14 protein-coding genes and 1 riboswitch are annotated in these 17,637 nt (G+C 39.6%); of the genes, 9 read left to right on the top strand and 5 right to left on the bottom strand.

Annotated features, from left to right (window positions below; all coding sequences use genetic code 11):
* The first annotated feature begins 12 nt into the window (after window positions 1-12).
* From JOD18_RS11425 to JOD18_RS11415, 3 genes are all read left to right on the top strand, one after another.
* Entirely contained in the window at window positions 13-894 is an 882-nt protein-coding gene (locus JOD18_RS11425) for a carbohydrate ABC transporter permease (RefSeq protein ID WP_204669162.1), read from the top strand.
* Window positions 895-1,001: 107 nt separating this feature from the next.
* Entirely contained in the window at window positions 1,002-2,021 is a 1,020-nt protein-coding gene (locus JOD18_RS11420; RefSeq protein ID WP_338029532.1) for a LacI family DNA-binding transcriptional regulator, read from the top strand.
* Between the two features lie 23 nt (window positions 2,022-2,044).
* A complete protein-coding gene (locus JOD18_RS11415; protein ID WP_204669161.1) occupies window positions 2,045-2,491 on the top strand; it encodes an RpiB/LacA/LacB family sugar-phosphate isomerase in 447 nt (148 codons plus the stop codon).
* 561 nt (window positions 2,492-3,052) lie between these two features.
* Here the strand turns inward: JOD18_RS11415 and JOD18_RS11410 are convergent.
* The 3 genes from JOD18_RS11410 to JOD18_RS11400 all read right to left on the bottom strand — a co-directional run bounded on the left by JOD18_RS11410 (window position 3,053) and on the right by JOD18_RS11400 (window position 6,110).
* The gene (locus JOD18_RS11410; RefSeq protein ID WP_204669160.1) at window positions 3,053-4,723 is read right to left on the bottom strand and encodes an O-acetylhomoserine aminocarboxypropyltransferase/cysteine synthase family protein; all 1,671 of its coding nucleotides are present in this window, start codon (window positions 4,721-4,723) and stop codon (window positions 3,053-3,055) included.
* A 120-nt stretch (window positions 4,724-4,843) separates the two neighbouring features.
* Window positions 4,844-4,945, bottom strand: a riboswitch (SAM riboswitch).
* A 232-nt stretch (window positions 4,946-5,177) separates the two neighbouring features.
* Window positions 5,178-5,339: a hypothetical protein gene (locus JOD18_RS11405; protein WP_204669159.1), complete on the bottom strand. Its 162-nt coding sequence runs from the start codon at window positions 5,337-5,339 to the stop codon at window positions 5,178-5,180.
* Between the two features lie 141 nt (window positions 5,340-5,480).
* On the bottom strand, window positions 5,481-6,110 hold the full coding sequence (locus JOD18_RS11400) for an NUDIX hydrolase (RefSeq protein WP_204669158.1): 630 nt from the start codon (window positions 6,108-6,110) through the stop codon (window positions 5,481-5,483).
* 322 nt (window positions 6,111-6,432) lie between these two features.
* On the opposite strand from JOD18_RS11400, the gene JOD18_RS11395 reads away from it, so the two are divergent.
* From JOD18_RS11395 to JOD18_RS11380, 4 genes are all read left to right on the top strand, one after another.
* Window positions 6,433-6,888 carry an Hsp20/alpha crystallin family protein gene (locus JOD18_RS11395; protein ID WP_204669157.1) on the top strand — a complete coding sequence of 152 codons (456 nt, stop codon included), beginning with the start codon at window positions 6,433-6,435 and terminating at the stop codon, window positions 6,886-6,888.
* 181 nt (window positions 6,889-7,069) lie between these two features.
* A complete protein-coding gene (gene cls / locus JOD18_RS11390; RefSeq protein ID WP_204669156.1) occupies window positions 7,070-8,512 on the top strand; it encodes a cardiolipin synthase in 1,443 nt (480 codons plus the stop codon).
* 590 nt (window positions 8,513-9,102) lie between these two features.
* Window positions 9,103-10,989 carry an ABC-F family ATP-binding cassette domain-containing protein gene (locus tag JOD18_RS11385; RefSeq protein ID WP_204669155.1) on the top strand — a complete coding sequence of 629 codons (1,887 nt, stop codon included), beginning with the start codon at window positions 9,103-9,105 and terminating at the stop codon, window positions 10,987-10,989.
* Window positions 10,989-12,230, top strand: a complete 1,242-nt coding sequence (locus JOD18_RS11380) for an aminopeptidase (protein WP_204669154.1) — start codon at window positions 10,989-10,991, stop codon at window positions 12,228-12,230. Before JOD18_RS11385 ends, JOD18_RS11380 begins: the two co-directional genes overlap by 1 nt.
* A 44-nt stretch (window positions 12,231-12,274) precedes the next feature.
* Here the strand turns inward: JOD18_RS11380 and recQ are convergent, their stop codons facing one another.
* Together recQ and JOD18_RS11370 are read right to left on the bottom strand one after the other, a co-directional pair.
* Window positions 12,275-14,038: a DNA helicase RecQ gene (recQ, locus tag JOD18_RS11375; protein ID WP_204669153.1), complete on the bottom strand. Its 1,764-nt coding sequence runs from the start codon at window positions 14,036-14,038 to the stop codon at window positions 12,275-12,277.
* A 1,011-nt stretch (window positions 14,039-15,049) separates the two neighbouring features.
* Window positions 15,050-15,232, bottom strand: a complete 183-nt coding sequence (locus tag JOD18_RS11370) for an SE1832 family protein (RefSeq protein WP_204669152.1) — start codon at window positions 15,230-15,232, stop codon at window positions 15,050-15,052.
* A 356-nt stretch (window positions 15,233-15,588) separates the two neighbouring features.
* Here JOD18_RS11370 and JOD18_RS11365 point away from each other — a divergent pair, with 356 nt between their 5' ends.
* Together JOD18_RS11365 and JOD18_RS11360 are read left to right on the top strand one after the other, a co-directional pair.
* The gene (locus JOD18_RS11365; RefSeq protein ID WP_204669151.1) at window positions 15,589-16,158 is read left to right on the top strand and encodes a TRAP transporter small permease; all 570 of its coding nucleotides are present in this window, start codon (window positions 15,589-15,591) and stop codon (window positions 16,156-16,158) included.
* A gap of 39 nt (window positions 16,159-16,197) precedes the next feature.
* Complete coding sequence (locus JOD18_RS11360) at window positions 16,198-17,472, top strand: TRAP transporter large permease (protein WP_204669150.1); 1,275 nt, start codon at window positions 16,198-16,200, stop codon at window positions 17,470-17,472.
* The last annotated feature ends 165 nt before the right edge of the window (window positions 17,473-17,637 follow it).

The following is a 17,637-nucleotide window of genomic DNA, read 5'->3' as shown; positions in this document are numbered from 1 at the left end:
GAGGAGTGTGAAATGGAAATAAGTACAAAACACAATCATATTGTTCGGGTAAGCAAGAAACGGCAAAAAATATCGAAAGTATTTATCCATGGTTTTGTAATCTTATTTGGTATAGTTATGCTTTATCCGCTTCTATGGATGGTAGCTAGTTCGTTTAAAAATCCATCAGAAATTTTTAGTTCTGTTTCGTTTTACCCTTCTAAGTGGACGATAGATAATTATGTACAGGGTTGGGCAGGAGTTTCGGGGTATACTTTTGATTCTTTTTTCGTTAATACATTAATTATTGTAACTTTAGCCATCATAGGAAATATCATAGCCTGTTCAATGGCTGCGTATGCCTTCGCTAAATTGGAATTTAAGTTTAAATCTGTTATGTTTGCACTCATGTTACTTACGTTAATGCTTCCTTTTCATGTCACTGTTATTCCACAATATATCATGTTTAACTATTTAGACTGGATTAACACGTATTATCCTTTAATATTGCCTAAGTTTTTTGCAACAGAAGGTTTTTTTGTTTTCTTGATGGTACAATTTATGAAAGGAATTCCCAATGAATTAGTGGAAGCAGCCGAAATAGATGGATGCGGGCGAATAAAGACATACTGGTATTTGATTTTGCCTTTATCTGTTCCAGCTTTAGTAACCACTATGATTTTTACCTTTATTTGGACATGGAATGATTTTTTTGGACAATTACTTTATATTAGTGATCTCAAATTGTTTACCGTAGCATTAGGTTTGAGAATGTTCTTGGATTCAGCTGGTGAAAGTGCTTGGGGGCCTATGTTCGCCATGTCAACACTATCCCTGATTCCATTGTTTATCGTATTTGTTTTCTTCCAAAGGTATTTAATAGAAGGAATTACAACTGGTGGGCTTAAAGGGTAAATATCCTAATAAATAAAAATATGATAAGATAGGACTATGCTCAATATTTTCCTCTCGAAGTTACAAACCCAGATATAACAACTAATACTAATATGATATGGAAAATGGTGATAGAAATGAAAGTCACAATAGCCGATGTGGCAAAAAGAGCAGGAGTTTCAAAAACAACTGTTTCTCGGATTTTGAATGGAAACTACAGACATAACACACCAGAAACGATTGAAAATGTTCTGCAAGCTGTAAAAGAATTGGAATACCGTCCTAATGCTTTAGCAAAAGGCCTAAAATCAATGAAAACAAATGTGATAGGTATTGTACTATCTAATTTTAAAAATGAATTCTGGTTTCATGTGCTGGAGGGGGTAGAAGACACGTGTAATGCTGAGGGCTATAATCTGATGATTTGTAACTCTGATGGTGATCCAACCTTGGAAGAACAATATATAAGAGAATTTCAAATGCGTCAGGTGGATGGTATTGTGATTAATCCCACTGTACAAAATCAGACTTTATACCAAGAATTAGTGGAAAATAAGTTTCCGATGGTTGTTATTAATAGAAAGGTTCCGGATCTGCATGCTAATAATGTAGTAGTAGATAATGTAAAAGGTGGTTATCTGGCTGTAAACCACCTGATAGAGACAGGGCGTTCCAAGATTATGGCACTTACTTACAAGAATGAGAATATAAGTACTTGGCAAGAAAGGGTTCAAGGCTATAAAGAAGCACTGAAGGCAAATGGCTATAATAAAGAATCTTTTTGTGTATTAGAAATTGAACATTTGAAAAAAGCATTTAAGACAATTGAGCAAGCCTTGGATAAAGATCCTCAAATTGATGGAATTTTTTCTACTAATAATATGTTGACTTTAGAATTAGTAGATGTCTTAAAAAAATTAAATCTTCATGTGCCTGAGGATATTGGAATTGTAGGTTATGATGATACTATATGGGCAAAACATATTCATCCGCCGTTAACAACTATTAAGCAGCCAGCCTATGATTTAGGCAAAGAATCAGCAAAGCTTCTCATTGAGCAAATTAAATCAAAAGATACTAATTCCGTGAAGAATATTATTTTTCAGCCAGAATTAGTTATTCGAGAGTCTTCTAGTAACACGGACTAAGTTATTCTAGAGGAGGATTAATCATGAAGTTGGTAATTGCTAGCGACCATTGTGGATATGTTCTGAAAAATAGCATGATCTCTTTTATCGAAGCTAATGGATGGGACTGGAAAGATATTGGTTGTTTTTCGGAAGATCCGGTAGATTTCCCAGATATTATCCAAAATGCTGGCCAGTATATAACCAGTGGGAAATATGAGCGGGCTATTGTTTTTTGTGGCACAGGTGTTGGAGCAGCTATTGCAGGAAATAAAATGAAAGGTATTCGAGCTGCTGTATGTCATGATACCTACTCTGCCCATCAATCTGTGGAACATGATAATGTGAATATGTTGTGTATTGGCGGCAAGATTGTTTCTGAATGGTTAGCAGAAGATTTAATAAAGGCATTTATTAAAGCTGATTTTAGTGAAAATGAGGATTTCCGAAGAAGAGTTGCTAAATTAGACAGAATGGACACATTACCGTGAAATTATCTATAGAAATACGGTAGAGGCAGAAGATCTAGTTGGCACCAATATCTAAACATATCGAGGAATGTTAGAGTTTTTAAAGGAAGAATGTCTGCAAGTAACCCAGTTGCTGTTATTAGAAAGAACTGCTTTTGAATGGTTTTTATGATAATTATTTTCAATCATTGCAGGTATTTTTTGAAAGACTAAACAACTTACCTTCATATTGTTGAATGATTTATCCCCATCTTTGCTTATTCAACTATGTTCCGCTTGTCACTGATAGCCATCCTCAAATCAGTCTGAATTTTTGATGATGAATTTGTACTTCTTGTAAAGCTCCCTTTTTGTATATTTGGCTTCTGTGCTTACAAAAGAGATTTATATGAGTGGAAGGTTACAGCCAGTTACTATCATGGCGAAAGTATGTAATCAATGAAAAAGCCACGACAATTTGTCATGGCTTTTCCTATATATTTATCTTGGGGAGATAAATAACAATAATCAATGGAGCATTCTTTATCATAGTATATGTTTCCCTTTGTTAGATAGAAAGAAACATGTCAACCTGATAAATTTTTATTCTCCACGGCGAAGACGGTCTGCCTCTTGGAATGGGCATTTATCTGTCACCACTATTTGGTGGTTCGCCTCTGCCTTCTCTTTGACGCTCACATCTGTTTGACCTTCTGCAAACCAGATGATTTTCGCTTGATCGCTGTATGCTGCTTGTGCATGGCCTTGCTCAGTAATAAATAATATATCTATTTCCCCATCAGCTTGTCCTGCTGGGGAAATGCTGAAACCTAGTTTTTGTAATTGGTTTAGAGCTGCAGAACCCTCGATATCACCAGCCACTGCAATAACTTTTGGACGAATGGCGCCATTTTCTCGTGCAAAAGGAGAAGATAGTGCCCAAGCGATGGCTTGTGCTTGATCTGCCTGAATGGTAGGCTCGCTGTTGGTAGCCTTGGCAATGGCTTGATCTAGATCTGCAATAATATCGTCTGCCGTTTCTAAGCCGATCGATAACCGAACAAGCTCCTCTGTAGTACCAGATTTCTTTAAATCCTCTGCACTTAACTGTTGATGTGTAGTAGAGGCAGGGTGAATGATTAATGATTTAGCGTCTCCCACATTGGCAACATGTGACCAGAGTGTGATATGGTCAATCAACTGTCTGCCAGCTTCACGTCCGCCTTTAATTCCAAAAGTAATCACAGAGCCATAATGATGGCGTAAATATTTGTGAGCCAGTTCATGGGAAGGATGCTCCTCCAGACCAGGATAAGCAACCCATTCTACTTGTGGATGATTATTCAAATATTGAGCAACAGCCTGTGTATTTTCATGGTGCCGGGCTACGCGTAAATGCAAGGTCTCTAATCCCTGCAGGAAATAGAAGGCATTTTGTGGACTTAATGCCGGCCCCATGTCACGTAATAATTGTACACGTAATTTCAAGGCAAAGGCAGGTGCGCCAAGATCAATTCCAAAGCGAATGCCATGATATGTTTCATCTGGTTCTGTAAATCCAGGGAATTTGTCGCTATTCCAATTAAAACGTCCGCCGTCAACAACAATACCGCCAATGGTCGTGCCATGTCCGCCAATCCATTTAGTTGCAGAGTGCACGACAATATCCGCACCCCAGCTGATTGGTTTACATACGTATGGTGTGGCGAATGTATTATCGATGATCAGTGGAATCCCGTTTTCATGGGCGATATCAGCAACTGCCTCAATATCGAAGACATTTAAGCTTGGGTTCGTGATCACCTCGCCGAAGATGGCCTTGGTTTTAGGTGTGATTGCCTGACGGAAGTTCTCTGGATCAGTTCCATCTACAAAGATGACATCAATCCCGTATTTAGGCAATGTTTTGTTAAATAGATTATAGGTTCCGCCGTAGAGGTTGCTATCAGCTAGAATTTCATCACCTGAGTTGGCAAGATTTAAAATCGCCAGTGTAATGGCAGACATTCCGGAAGCAGTTGCCACAGCAGCTACTCCATCTTCGAGTACAGCAATTCGATTCTCAAAGGCATCTACTGTTGGGTTCATAATCCGTGAATAAATATTACCTGGTTCCGCTAAGGCAAATAGGTTTTGCGCGTGTTCCGTGTTATTAAATACATAGGATGTTGTTTGATAAATAGGAACGGCACGGGCGTTAGTAGCTGGGTCTACCTGTTGTCCTGCATGTAATAGATTAGTTTCACTGCCTGGAAATTGAAATGGGTTTGTCATGAATTACATACCTCCTGTAAATAATAAGATGTTTGTAGCGTATTGGTTTAAAAAAATAAAAAACGTCTCTTCTAACCTTAGTAAAGGTAAGAAGGACGTGTGTGATAAAACGCATATCCTCTCTTATCTTTCAGGTTGGAACCTGTAGGATTTAGCACCATGTCTGGGTTGACGGTTGCCGGGCTTCACAGGGCCTATTCCCTCAGCCACTCTAAATAAGAGCATGTACAATTTATTGAATTGTTATTAGTATAAAGGATTAATTACTAGTCGTCAACTATGAATTAAACTTTCTAGTTGACATTTTTTTAATTTAGTATATTTTCTTCTCCGTTTTCATTAGTATAAGATTCTAAAATTATTTCGTCATCTGTATTTTTATAATAAAAATACGTATTTGTATCGTTTTCTATTTTTATACTAACCATATAGTTTCTTGATCCGGGTAAATTAGCTAGAGGAAGACTTCACTAGATACTATGTTCTCTTTTGGGATGTTTTTTTCAGTCATGACATGTTCTATTACATCATTCTCTAGCTTATTTTTTGCGTAGAAAATATAACCTGAAATACCGCCCTCAATAATTAACACGATAATCCGCATTTTTCTCCTCATTTACATCATCCTTTATCGATTACTGTATTTTTTGAAACAAAATGTTAGATGGATTCGTATGTAGAGTGGATAATTCGTAATGTAAGACTTATCGCGTGCCTTTTAATCAGGCAGGAAAGACCGCTATACGGTATTATACATTTAGCGGTTCTCCTTTTGTTTGATTAGCTCGATAAAATGAGTGAGAATTCGAGCAGTTAATCCCCAAATTGTTTGGCCGTTATACTGATAAAAATGTTCTTCCATCGCTCGCAGCCGCCATTGATAATCTTCACCCCCAACAATTAAATGAAAAGGGAAGTCCTTTTCAGGCTGCATGTCGATATGAACCTTGTAACGTTCTGGTTCTGTTTTCAAGAAGAAAGCCAGGGGTACAGTAAAGATAGAATCTACTTCATCAGGGTTAGGTGCAATATTGGCTAAGCTCTTCAACCTGCCGACAAAGGGATAAATTATCCTGCCTAGGTCATTGATGATGTAATCTAGTGGAATCAAATCGGATATATCGTCTGCAGTTAGTCCAAGCTCCTCTCTAGTTTCACGAACGGCGGTGTGAAGCGGATCCTTGTCACTTGGATCGATTCGACCTCCAGGAAAACACACATCACCAGGCTGACTGCGTAAGTTCATGGAGCGCACTTCGAAAAGCACGTGTGTTTCGCCATCTTTATCTACTAAAGGAATCATGATAGAGGAGCGTTTAAAATATTGGTACCCCATTAAAGAAGGGGTTCTTCCTTTTAGTGTATGAAAGATATTATTTATCTCCATTGTTCATTCTCCTTATATGTCTAAGTCATAAACGTCCTGTGTCTTTTTGCTGATAACAAGTATGGACGAGGTCATCGTGGTGCTTGGCTGTGTCTCCTTTTATTCCGCTGCATATTTTTCGGCTTGGGGAATGCAAAGGAGTCTAAATGGGGAAGCTAACCCTTTGATAAGTTTCACTAACTCATTAAGATCAGCCTCTCTATATTCTAGTATGCTTTTGGATTGATGTCATGTCTTCTGCTGCTGTTCCATTTGTGCATGCACACTTTTTCTACCACCATGCATATGCTAAAGTGAACTACTTTATAGCGGAGGGAAAGCTATGGTACAAGGAAAAGGCATGCCAGAATGGGGTGAGGATTTTATACGTAAGCTGGACTCTTTACTATATGATAAACCAAAACGGAATGTGATGGAAACGATCGATCGTTTTTTTGAACAGGCCAAACTGCCAAAACAAATCCCCATAGATATTGCAGAGACTGATAAGAAATGGATAGTGAAAGTCGATTTACCAGGTATAACTAAGGATCAAATCCAGCTTAAAATACTGGGAAGTAAACTCACTATTATTGTGATTCACCAAGAAGATAAGGAAACGTATCATGAAGACTATCATTATTATCAAAAGGAAAGACGTCAGCAGCGCAAGGAAAAAGTAGTAGAGCTGCCTTACCCGATCGATAAGCGTTCGATTAAGGCCAGATTCGAACACGGAGTACTGGAAATTACAGGTGATAAAGTCCAAATAGAAGGCCGCTCGATTGAGATTAATTAAGCTGAAGCAATTGCTATCAGCTTAGTTACCATTTGTGCTATAGTTAAGAAGTCAAAACGGTTCAACAAAGTTGGGCAACAAGAGATGACAGGGAATCAGCCTTGCCTCAGCAACCTGTTTGGAATAGTCTTTTTTGGGGCATATACATAGAGCCATTAACTTCAGAGAGGAGGCAGTGCAGATGCCCATTACACAATGGATTATTACAGCTATTCTTGTGTTTAACATCGTTTTGTCTTTGGCAATCGTCTTTCTGGAACGCAAGGATGCAAGGGCTTCTTGGGCATGGATTTTGGTTTTAACTTTCCTGCCATTAGCGGGATTTATTCTATATCTTATTTTTGGACGAAAGATTAGTAATAAGCCTATCTTTACATGGGATACGAAAAGTAAACTGGGCGTAAAAACAGCAGTACAGCATCAAATGCGTGAAATAGAGAACGGTACCTTTGTACTGGAAGATGAACGTTTGAATGATTACAAGGATTTATATTATTTACATTTGCGTAATAATGACGCCATTTTTTCCTATGATAATGATGTCGATATCTTTACAGATGGTAATCGTAAATTTGACTCTTTATTGAAAGATATTGATCAAGCGACCGATCATATTCATTTACAGTACTACATAGTACGATCTGATAATCTCAGCAAACGATTGACGGATGCTTTAGCACGCAAGGCACAAGAAGGGGTTGAGGTTCGTTTCTTATATGATGATTTAGGATCACGAAGGTTTAGTAAGAAACTGATCCGAAAAATGAGGCATGCTGGTGCAGAAGTCGAGGGCTTCTTCCCACCGTTAATACCAAAAGTCAATTTGAAGATTAATCACCGAAACCATCGAAAGATTGTGGTGATTGACGGTGAAATTGGTTATATCGGCGGTTTTAATATTGGCGATGAATATTTGGGCGAGGTGGAGAAGTTCGGCTATTGGCGTGATACACATTTGCGCATTACCGGCAGTGCAGTCAACCACTTGCAAACGAGATTTATTCTAGACTGGAATCAAGCTTCACGTAATGATATTGAATATAATGAGAGATATTACGCTGCGAAACCAGCTGGTAAAATTGGTATGCAGATTGTCTCCAGCGGACCAGATTCAGAATGGGAACAGATTAAACACGGTTATATAAAGATGATCATGTCGGCAAAAGATTACGTTTTTATTCAAACTCCTTATTTTATTCCAGATGAAAGTTTGCTTGATGCCGTCAAGATCGCTTGTTTATCAGGGGTGGATGTACGAATAATGATTCCGAACAAACCGGATCATCCATTCGTCTATTGGGCAACTTATTCTTATATTGGTGAGCTCCTGCAATCAGGTGCAACTGTATATATTTATCAACGTGGTTTCTTACATGCCAAAATGATTGTCGTCGACAGCAAAATTGCTTCTGTCGGCACAGCAAATATTGATGTAAGAAGCTTTAGTCTGAATTTTGAAGTCAATGCCTTTCTATATAATGAAACATTGGCAGAAATGCTGGTGGATGAATTCGAGAAAGACATGGATTATGCGACAGTGTTAACCTATGAGATGTATCAGCAGCGCCCAAGGATTATCCGTTTTAAAGAGGCTATTGCAAGACTGATTTCACCTATTTTATAGAGGTTGTTCAACAAGTCCAATCAAGATGACACGGCGAATTTCTGCGTTGGCAATAGGGGAACTTATACTAAGGTCGTCCACATCGTGTGGACAACGTAAAAGTCAACACATCCTGTGCAAGTTCGTTACTCACGTATGAAAAGCATACGTTCCGATTCTTGGAAAAGAAGTCACTTTTTCTGCGTGCAAGACCATCTCCTTGAAAAAGAGGGTCGCTTTTTCTGCGTGCAAGACCATCTGCTCAAAGGCTGTGTGCCTTGAACTTCGGCGTACAGGACGTACTAGTGCAGGTGTTATGACAGGACGTCATGTCAGTAGCCTGCCTACACACACGATGTGCTAGTATCGGTGTTGCAACATGATGTTGCGGACTTAACCGATGATGGTCCTTTTTATCGAACTTTTTGAACACGTACTTATAGAGAAAATGGCTTAGGGTATCACCTATAGAAAAATTACTCGTTCCATTTTTGAAGGATCAAGATAATAGACAGGGGTAATGAATACTTGAAAAAGTGAGGATGAAAAAGCCCACTGTATGGTAGTTTCATGCTGTGATTTTCGATTGGGGAAGGAAAGGGAGATAGGTAATGCGAACAATAAAAATAGAGGATTTGACAAAGACATATGGTGACAAAGAGTTATTTCATGCCATTTCTTTTGCCATTTCAGATCAAGATCGAGTGGGATTGATTGGTGTGAATGGGACAGGGAAGTCGACTCTGCTAAAAGTAATTGCCGGATTAGATGAGGCAGAGACAGGAATGATAGATTACCCTAATGATTATCAGATTGAATATTTGGATCAAGATCCATATTTGGCAGAGGGAGAGACCGTATTAGAACAGATTTATTACGGAGACGCAGATATCATGGTCGCTTTAAGAGCGTATGAAACCACATTACTGGAATTGGCAAGCGATCCAGAAAATCTGTCACTGCAGAAGCAGCTGTTAAACAGACAGGAGCGGATGGATCAGTTGGAGGCCTGGGAAGCCATGACCGTCGCCAAGACAATTCTCACCAAACTAGGTGTGCCTGCCTTTCATCAGCAAATCGCCAATCTTTCAGGCGGGCAGCGCAAACGAGTCGCCATTGCTAAGGCATTGATTCAGCCCGCTGACTTGTTAATCCTGGATGAACCAACCAATCATCTGGATAATGATACGATTGAGTGGTTAGAGGAGTACCTGCCGACCTACAAAGGGGCTATTTTACTTGTGACACATGACCGTTATTTTCTCAACCGTATAACCAACCGCATGTTTGAGTTGGATAAGGGCAACCTATATCAGTATCAAGGCAATTACCAAACCTTTCTTGAACAAAAAGCTTTGCGTGAAGAACAGGAATTACAAGCGGAGCAGAAGCATAAGAATATCTTGAAGAAAGAGATTGCTTGGCTGAGAGCCGGTGTAAAGGCACGAGGTACGAAACAAAAGGCAAGAATCGACCGTGTGGAATCGATGAAGGAGAAATCCTTTGATACGAATAAACAGTCATTTGATTTTCAAGTGGGCTCCAAACGGTTAGGGAAGAAAGTCATCGAAATAAAGGGAGTCAGTAAATCTTATCAAGGTAAGACTTTATTGGAGAATTTTGATTATTTAATCAAACCCGGTGATCGTCTCGGTATTGTTGGTGCAAACGGAAGCGGTAAGACAACGTTACTGCATATGATAGCTGGTTTTGTTGAACCTGATAGTGGTACAATAGAGATTGGAGAAACGGTAGCCATTGGTTATTATACCCAAGACCATCCAGCTTTAAATGAATCGGTTAAGGTGATTGATCTGGTGCGGGAAGTGGCTGACGTAGTCCGAACCGCAGATGGACAAGTGATTACTGCCGAACAAATGTTAGAGCGCTTCCTATTTCCGCGATCACAGCAGTGGACTTATGTGCGTAAGCTGTCCGGCGGGGAGCGGCGGCGATTATATTTACTGACGGTATTAATGCAGGAGCCGAATGTGCTGTTATTGGACGAGCCAACCAATGATTTGGATACAGAGACATTAACCGTACTGGAAGATTATTTGGAACAGTTCCCTGGCGTTGTGATTACTGTATCTCATGATCGTTATTTCTTAGACAAAACAGTAGAACAATTAATTGCTTTTACTGGTCAGGAGACACTGACAACTTTTTACGGTAATTATTCTGAATTTCGCGCAGCATACCGTGAAGAAGTGCACAAGCAGGAAAAGGAGAAACCACAGCATGCAAAACCAAAACGGGTAAAGAAGAAACTCTCTTACAATGAACAAAAAGAATGGGAAACAATTGAAGAAGACATCAGTGCACTGGAACAAGAACTAGAACAGGTAATCAGTGAGATAGAAGAGGCTGGCAGTGATATTGACAAAATTCAGCCATTATATGACAGACAGAACGAACTCGAAACCGAATTAGAACAAAAGATGGAAAGATGGGAAACCTTATCCCTTTTAATAGAAGACATGAAGGAGGAGTCCTAATGGTACAACAACAATTATTGGAGAAATATGCAACACTTGCTTTAAAAACAGGTGTGAACCTGCAGAAAAACCAAGCTTTAATGATTAATTCCTCAATCGAAGGGGCAGCATTTACGCGAATTGTTGCGCGTAAGGCATGGGAATTAGGGGCGAAAAATGTCCATATTAACTGGTCTGATGATCAGTTAACTTTATTGAAGTTTCAACATGCTCCAGAAGAAGTCTTAACTAATATCCCAGAATGGCAAATTGCTAAACAGTTATATTTTGCTGAAGATGGGGCTGCCTTATTATCGATTACCTCAGCCAACCCAGATTTATTAAAAGATGTCGATCCAGCGAGAATTGCTAAAGCGAACAAGGCTAGTGGAGAAGCAATGAAGGAATTTCGCAAATATATTATGAACGATCGTATTCCATGGTCGATTATTTCGATACCAAGTCAGGTATGGGCGGAGAAGGTTTTCCAAGATAAGCAAGCCGATGAAGCAGTAGAAGAGTTATGGGAGCAAATTTTCCGAATAGTACGGGTCGATCAAGAGGATCCAATTGCCGCATGGGAAAAACATAATCAAACGTTGAATCAGGCGTGTGAATACTTAAACAAAAAAGCGTATCAAGCGTTAGTGTTTAAATCAGAAGGTACCAACATCCGTTTTGGTTTGCCGAAGGGGCATATTTGGAAAGGTGGCGGAGCCAAAACACCTGACGGTAATCACTTCAATCCAAATATGCCAACTGAGGAAGTTTTTACAGTACCAGATAAATATCAAGTGGATGGAAAGGTAACGGCCACCAAACCACTTGTTTATGGAGGAAACATGATTGATGGCTTTCATTTAACCTTTAAAGAAGGGAAGGTCATAGATTTTGAAGCAGAGCAAGGCTATGAAACCTTGAAGCATTTGTTAGATACGGATGAAGGTGCGGTAAGATTAGGGGAGCTGGCACTTGTACCACATGCCTCTCCTATTTCACAGTCAGGCTTAATTTTCTACAGCACTTTATTTGATGAGAATGCTTCTTGTCATGTTGCCTTAGGAAAAGCTTATCCAACCAATTTGGAAGGCGGTTCTGAGATGGATGATGAGGCATTAGACAAGCACGGTGTCAATGACAGCCTAATACATGTTGATTTTATGATCGGTTCAGCCGATTTAGACATTGACGGCGAAACAGAGGACGGTCAGCTGGAACCTGTTTTCCGCCAAGGTGCATGGGCTATTTCATTTGAAGGATAACATATGGAAAAATCCGATCTTCTGCTGAAGATCGGATTTTTGCTTCAAGTATTAATTTCGGCCAAAAAGCGTTCTCCAAATTGTTCGAATTTCCGTTCCCCGACGCCGTGAATTTGAAGCATTTCTGACTTGGAAGCTGGCTGCACGGCTGCCATTTCTCGCAGGCTTTTATCAGAAAAGACCACATAAGGAGGGACACCTTGCTGGTCGGCCAGCTGTTTACGAAGTTTCCGCAGTTGTTCAAACAGGCTGAGGTCATAGTCCTGTCGTTCTGCTGATTTTACTTTTGCCTCATAAACAAATACCTGCTGTTCGCCGGTTAAAACTGATACAGCCTGTTGGTTTAATTTAAGAATCGGATATTTTCCGCCTATGGAACTTAAGAAATTCTCTGCCACTAAGAATTGGATGAATGACGTCACCTGTTTTTCGGTCCAGCTGCTCAATAAACCGTATGTTGTTAACGAATCGAATCGGAATTGTTTTACTTTTTTGTCATTGGAGCCTTTTAACACTTTAGCTACAATACTGGCACCAAACCGTTGATCCATGCGTTTGACACAGGACAAGACCATCTGTGCCTCTTTCGTTCGATCTACTTTCTCTGTATCTTGCTTGCAGTTAGAGCAACGGCCGCATGGTCCTGTTGCTGATACGCGATCATCAAAATAGTGCAAGATATACTGCTGCAGACACTGTTCGGTATGACAGTAATTAATCATCGCTTGAAGTTTATGGTATTCCTCATTCTGTTTCGCTTCCTCCATGTCTGATTGTTCAATCAAATATTTCTGCAGCTGGATATCCTGACCAGAGAACAGTAACACACATTGACTTGGCTCCCCATCCCTTCCAGCACGTCCAGCTTCTTGATAATAGCCTTCCAGATTCTTTGGCAGGGCGTAGTGGATGACGTAACGAACATTGGATTTATCAATCCCCATGCCAAAAGCATTCGTGGCAATCATTATTTTAGTGTTATCATGGATAAAGTCATTTTGTGCTTGTTTGCGTGTTTCTTCTGAAAGCCCGGCATGATACTTGCTAACAGAAAACCCCTTTTTCGTCAAAAAGTCGTAAAGCTGATCCACTTGTTTACGAGTGATTGCATAAATAATCCCGGTCTCCTCTTTATGAACGTTTAAGAAATCCGTAATATAGTGTTCCCGGTCTTGTCCTTTAATAATTTCAAAGGTCAGGTTTTTTCTGGCAAAGCCGGTGTTAACGACATATTCGGATGGGACAGACAAGAGCTGTTGTAAATCCTCAATGACAGCGGAAGTTGCTGTTGCCGTTAAACCAACTAGTACAGGGACATGATCTAGCTGCTGGACAGCCTCGATTACTGTACGATAACTCGGCCGAAAGTCGTGCCCCCATTGAGAAATACAATGTGCCTCGTCAAAGGCGATCAAGGAGAGGTCGATTTGATTAATTACGCGAAAAAAGGAAGGGGAGTCAAATCGCTCTGGTGCCACATAGACAAATGTATAACGTCCACGACGAATAGCTGCCAAACGAGTTGCTTGTTCTTCTGGCGTCAACGAACTGTTAATATAGGTAGCTTCAACACCGATGGCCAGCAGAGCGTCAACTTGATCTTTCATTAAAGAGATCAATGGAGAGATAACAATGGCTGTTCCCTTTTTCGCCAGTCCCGGTATTTGATAACAAATGGATTTTCCGCCGCCGGTCGGCATAATGGCTAATGTCGATTGGTTATGTAACAGGTTCTCGACAATCTGTTTCTGCCCATCACGAAATTGATCATAACCATAATATGTTTGCAGCAGCTGTAATGGGTTCATATATAATCACTCCTTATTGACTTCTTATGAATGGAAATAAAACAAAGGCCGTTACAGTATCTACTGAACAGCCTATAGAGATAGTTCTATACAAAAAACTACTGATCCACGCTTCTTCATTATAATTCAACTTTCGCACATATAAACAGGCGCGCACCTTACTATCATTAGCGTAAACCTATTCTCTCTTATCATTATTTTGACTGAATAAGCATGTAAAAACTCGCTCCGGTCAACCACTTCGCTTTTCGTGGGCACGGTCTCAGCTAACTTGAAAAGAAGAACACTTTTTCAAGCGGATCTTCAACCCGTGCTGTTCCCACAGAAGTCTGCGTGGTTGACCTCCGCTAGGAAATAGTTCTACAATTCATGCAAGAAATAGCATCATGATTGTATGATCCCTAGAACAGCTTACCTGATGACTTCTTATGAAAGAAAATAGGACAACATCACACTCAAGTTGCTTTTCACCCTTATGCCCCCAATGATGAGGAAACTTTATAATCAACGCTCCCTAGTTATTCCTAAAAGAATAAGCCTCTTGACAGCCCCATCCACATCCTGCCACTTTTCAAACATCTGTTATCTACTTATCATTTCTATATGAACTGGCAGAGGGTGTACTGACATGTTAAGACTCCCAGCGTTGTAAAAGCAAACCGTAGCGGAGGCCGACCGTTTCGACTCCGGAGGGATTCACATGATCTGAAGATCCACTTTTGTCAAGTGATCTTCTTGGCAAAAGTTAGCTGAAGAGCATGCCCCTCGGCAGGTTAAAACCGCGGCGTCCTGCCGCAACACCTGCACTAGTACGTCCTGTACGTCGGAAAGCGAAACGGTCAGCCGCAGCGGTTGCTTTGCTCTCGATACCTGCCATACGTTAAAACAACTTAACATGAAGTACGGTAGCGAAACATGCGTTGCTTTCTTTGTCAAGAAGTCAATGGAAGTAACTACAAATACTTGTGTCTATGGACACTATGCCGTTTTTCGAGGTGCGAAAGTGGCTCTTTATTTATTCTCAGACTGCAATTGCTGCCGAAGTTTCTTAATTTGTTCTTCGATTCGTTCTAACTCCTCTTCATTGCCTTTTGTACCAGCTCCAACATAGACCAATTTTTCTAAATCAGCTGATAACCTGGCATGATCTGCCTTCAAATCTTCTATTTCTAACTCTATTTCGCGTCGGTTCATTATCCATCACTCCAATAGATTAATCACACCGTTTATAAAAGGAAAGCCTCTTTATATGGGGTGGAGGTTTTTCATTACTATAAGCGTAATAGAAACTAATTTTTTTAGCAAGTAACAAAAAAGCTGTTTTGCTATTTTATTTTTCAGAGTGTCTTAGCAATTCGCGAGGATTTTAGATTATTTGTGAGGATTTTATATGATATAGCAGTCTCTTCCAGTCATTTTTGGTATATGCGATTATATGTCTTTTATTAATAGTTAATCAAGTCATAGTCCATTTGAGTGCAATGACACATTTCTGTAATATGTTTATTATGACTTAGCAAGATAAGTCCTTATAGAGGAGGAAAAATAGATTGAAATTTTTTCGTTTGATTGATAAAGCTGTTATGAAGTTGGAAGAGTTTATCTTATGCTCTGCCATTATTATCATCTCAATCATGATTATTGGAAATGTTATTGCAAGAGAAATCTTTCACTCAGGTATGTTTTACTTTGCCTATGAAGTGAGCCAATTTGCTATCGTGATAGCTACCTTTATGGGGATTGCGTATGCAGCAAGAAAAGGAAGGCATATCAGTATGTCGGCTTTTTATGACTTTGCTCCTTTTAAGGTGCGTAAAGTAATGATGATCGTGATTAACTTTGCCACGGCAGTTGTACTATTTGTTATGGCGTATTACTCCTATCACTTTGTTTTGTTTGAGTATAACACGGGGGCGATTACGACTTCGCTAGAAATGCCTAGGTATATCATGGCTGTATTCTTGCCATTGGGATTCCTTACTGCAGGCATTCAATACTTACGTAATACGTATATCAATTTCACCGCTAAAGCAAGGGATAAGGTATATTTAGGTATTGATGCCGTAGATTATAACGACAAGGAAAAGACAGAAGTTAAATTAGAGGATATGAAAATATAACAATTCGTATCATAAAAAATGTAGGGAAAGGATAAAACAATGATTGTAACGTTATTGTCCATCATGATTATTTTATTGCTGTTAAATTTTCCAATGATGATTCCTTTAATATTAGCTCCATTAGTAGTCATGCTCGTATTCAATCCCAACTTAAGCATGGACCTATTAATGAAACAGCTGATTACGGGAATTGAGTCACCAGTATTACTGTGTGTGCCTTTGTTTATTTTTGCAGCAGATATTATGACATCAGGTAAGACATCACAAAGATTGCTAGACTTTGTTGGTTCCTTTGTTGGTCACATTCGGGGAGGATATGGAGTGACAACTGCGGCAGCTTGTTCTTTGTTCGGCTCTATTTCTGGTTCCACACAAGCAACGGTTGTAGCAGTAGGGCGTCCAATGAGGGAACGAATGTTAAAAGCAGGCTATAAAGATTCTAGTGCCATTGCTTTAATTATTAACTCGAGTGATATCGCAATGATGATTCCGCCTAGTATCGGGATGATCATTTATGGTTTAGCAGCAGGATCAGGTGTATCGATCGGAGACCTTTTTATTGCTGGGATTATCCCAGGATTAATGATTTTTGTTGCATTTTCCATTTATAGTGTTATTTATGCCAAGGCGAAAAATATTCCATTAGCTGAGCGAGTTGGCTGGGCTGATAGATTTAAATATTTCCGTAAGGCTTTATTACCATTAGGCTTTCCTGTATTAATTATTGGTGGTATTTATCTAGGATGGTTCACACCTGTTGAAGCTTCGGGTATCTCTGTTTTATATGCATTAATCCTCGAAATGTTTATCTTTAGATCTATTCCGTGGAAAAAACTACCAAGTATTGCCTTGTCCACTGGTTTAGTTACATCTGCCGTATTCGTATTGGTTGCTGGCGGGCAGTTATTCTCATGGGTCATTGGTTATGCGAGGATTCCACAGCAAATCTCAGATGCTGTACTAGGGACAGATCCAAGTGCAATTTATGTATTGATTATCGTAAGTATTTTCTTTTTTATCGGTTGCTCTTTTGTCGATCCGATTGTTGTTATTCTGATTTTAACGCCGATTTTTGCTCCGGCAGCAGAAGCAGCAGGAGTTGACCTGATTCATTTAGGGGTTATTATTACCTTCCAGGTTGCATTAGGGTCAGCGACACCGCCGTTTGGGGTCGATATATTTACAGCTAGTGCTGTATTTAACAAACCGTATTTAGAAGTAATCCGAAGTACACCGCCATATATTTTAATTTTACTAGTTATCGGGGTATTGTTGATTTTCTTCCCGCAGCTATCGTTAGTACTAATCAATTAAATAAAATGACTTAGCAGTCATTTTATATAAAGTAAAGCTTCTGTCGCCAGGAAATTAGAGTCTTATGCTGGTGGAGAGCGAAACTATCAAGGTGTTAACAGCCGTCAGCTTCTCCATGTCTTTGCTTTTGAGGCGAGGCTTACGGACGATTAGCATCGTAGTAAA

This window comes from Gracilibacillus alcaliphilus, from assembly GCF_016909015.1.
GTDB lineage: Bacteria > Bacillota > Bacilli > Bacillales > Amphibacillaceae > Gracilibacillus > Gracilibacillus alcaliphilus.
Note: the sequence above shows the minus strand (reverse complement) of the source record. Positions and strands in the feature narration are given on the sequence as shown.

Bases quoted from the DNA above. Each gene is read 5' to 3' on its own strand.
- recQ (WP_204669153.1), bottom strand. From the start codon at position 14,038: ATGAACCCATTACAGCTGCTGCAAACATATTATGGTTATGATCAATTT.
- JOD18_RS11405 (WP_204669159.1), bottom strand. From the start codon at position 5,339: ATGAGGAGAAAAATGCGGATTATCGTGTTAATTATTGAGGGCGGTATT.
- JOD18_RS11410 (WP_204669160.1), bottom strand. From the start codon at position 4,723: ATGACAAACCCATTTCAATTTCCAGGCAGTGAAACTAATCTATTACAT.
- JOD18_RS11370 (WP_204669152.1), bottom strand. From the start codon at position 15,232: ATGAACCGACGCGAAATAGAGTTAGAAATAGAAGATTTGAAGGCAGAT.
- JOD18_RS11360 (WP_204669150.1), top strand. From the start codon at position 16,198: ATGATTGTAACGTTATTGTCCATCATGATTATTTTATTGCTGTTAAAT.
- JOD18_RS11425 (WP_204669162.1), top strand. From the start codon at position 13: ATGGAAATAAGTACAAAACACAATCATATTGTTCGGGTAAGCAAGAAA.
- JOD18_RS11395 (WP_204669157.1), top strand. From the start codon at position 6,433: ATGGTACAAGGAAAAGGCATGCCAGAATGGGGTGAGGATTTTATACGT.
- JOD18_RS11380 (WP_204669154.1), top strand. From the start codon at position 10,989: ATGGTACAACAACAATTATTGGAGAAATATGCAACACTTGCTTTAAAA.
- JOD18_RS11385 (WP_204669155.1), top strand. From the start codon at position 9,103: ATGCGAACAATAAAAATAGAGGATTTGACAAAGACATATGGTGACAAA.
- cls (WP_204669156.1), top strand. From the start codon at position 7,070: ATGCCCATTACACAATGGATTATTACAGCTATTCTTGTGTTTAACATC.
- JOD18_RS11415 (WP_204669161.1), top strand. From the start codon at position 2,045: ATGAAGTTGGTAATTGCTAGCGACCATTGTGGATATGTTCTGAAAAAT.
- JOD18_RS11400 (WP_204669158.1), bottom strand. From the start codon at position 6,110: ATGGAGATAAATAATATCTTTCATACACTAAAAGGAAGAACCCCTTCT.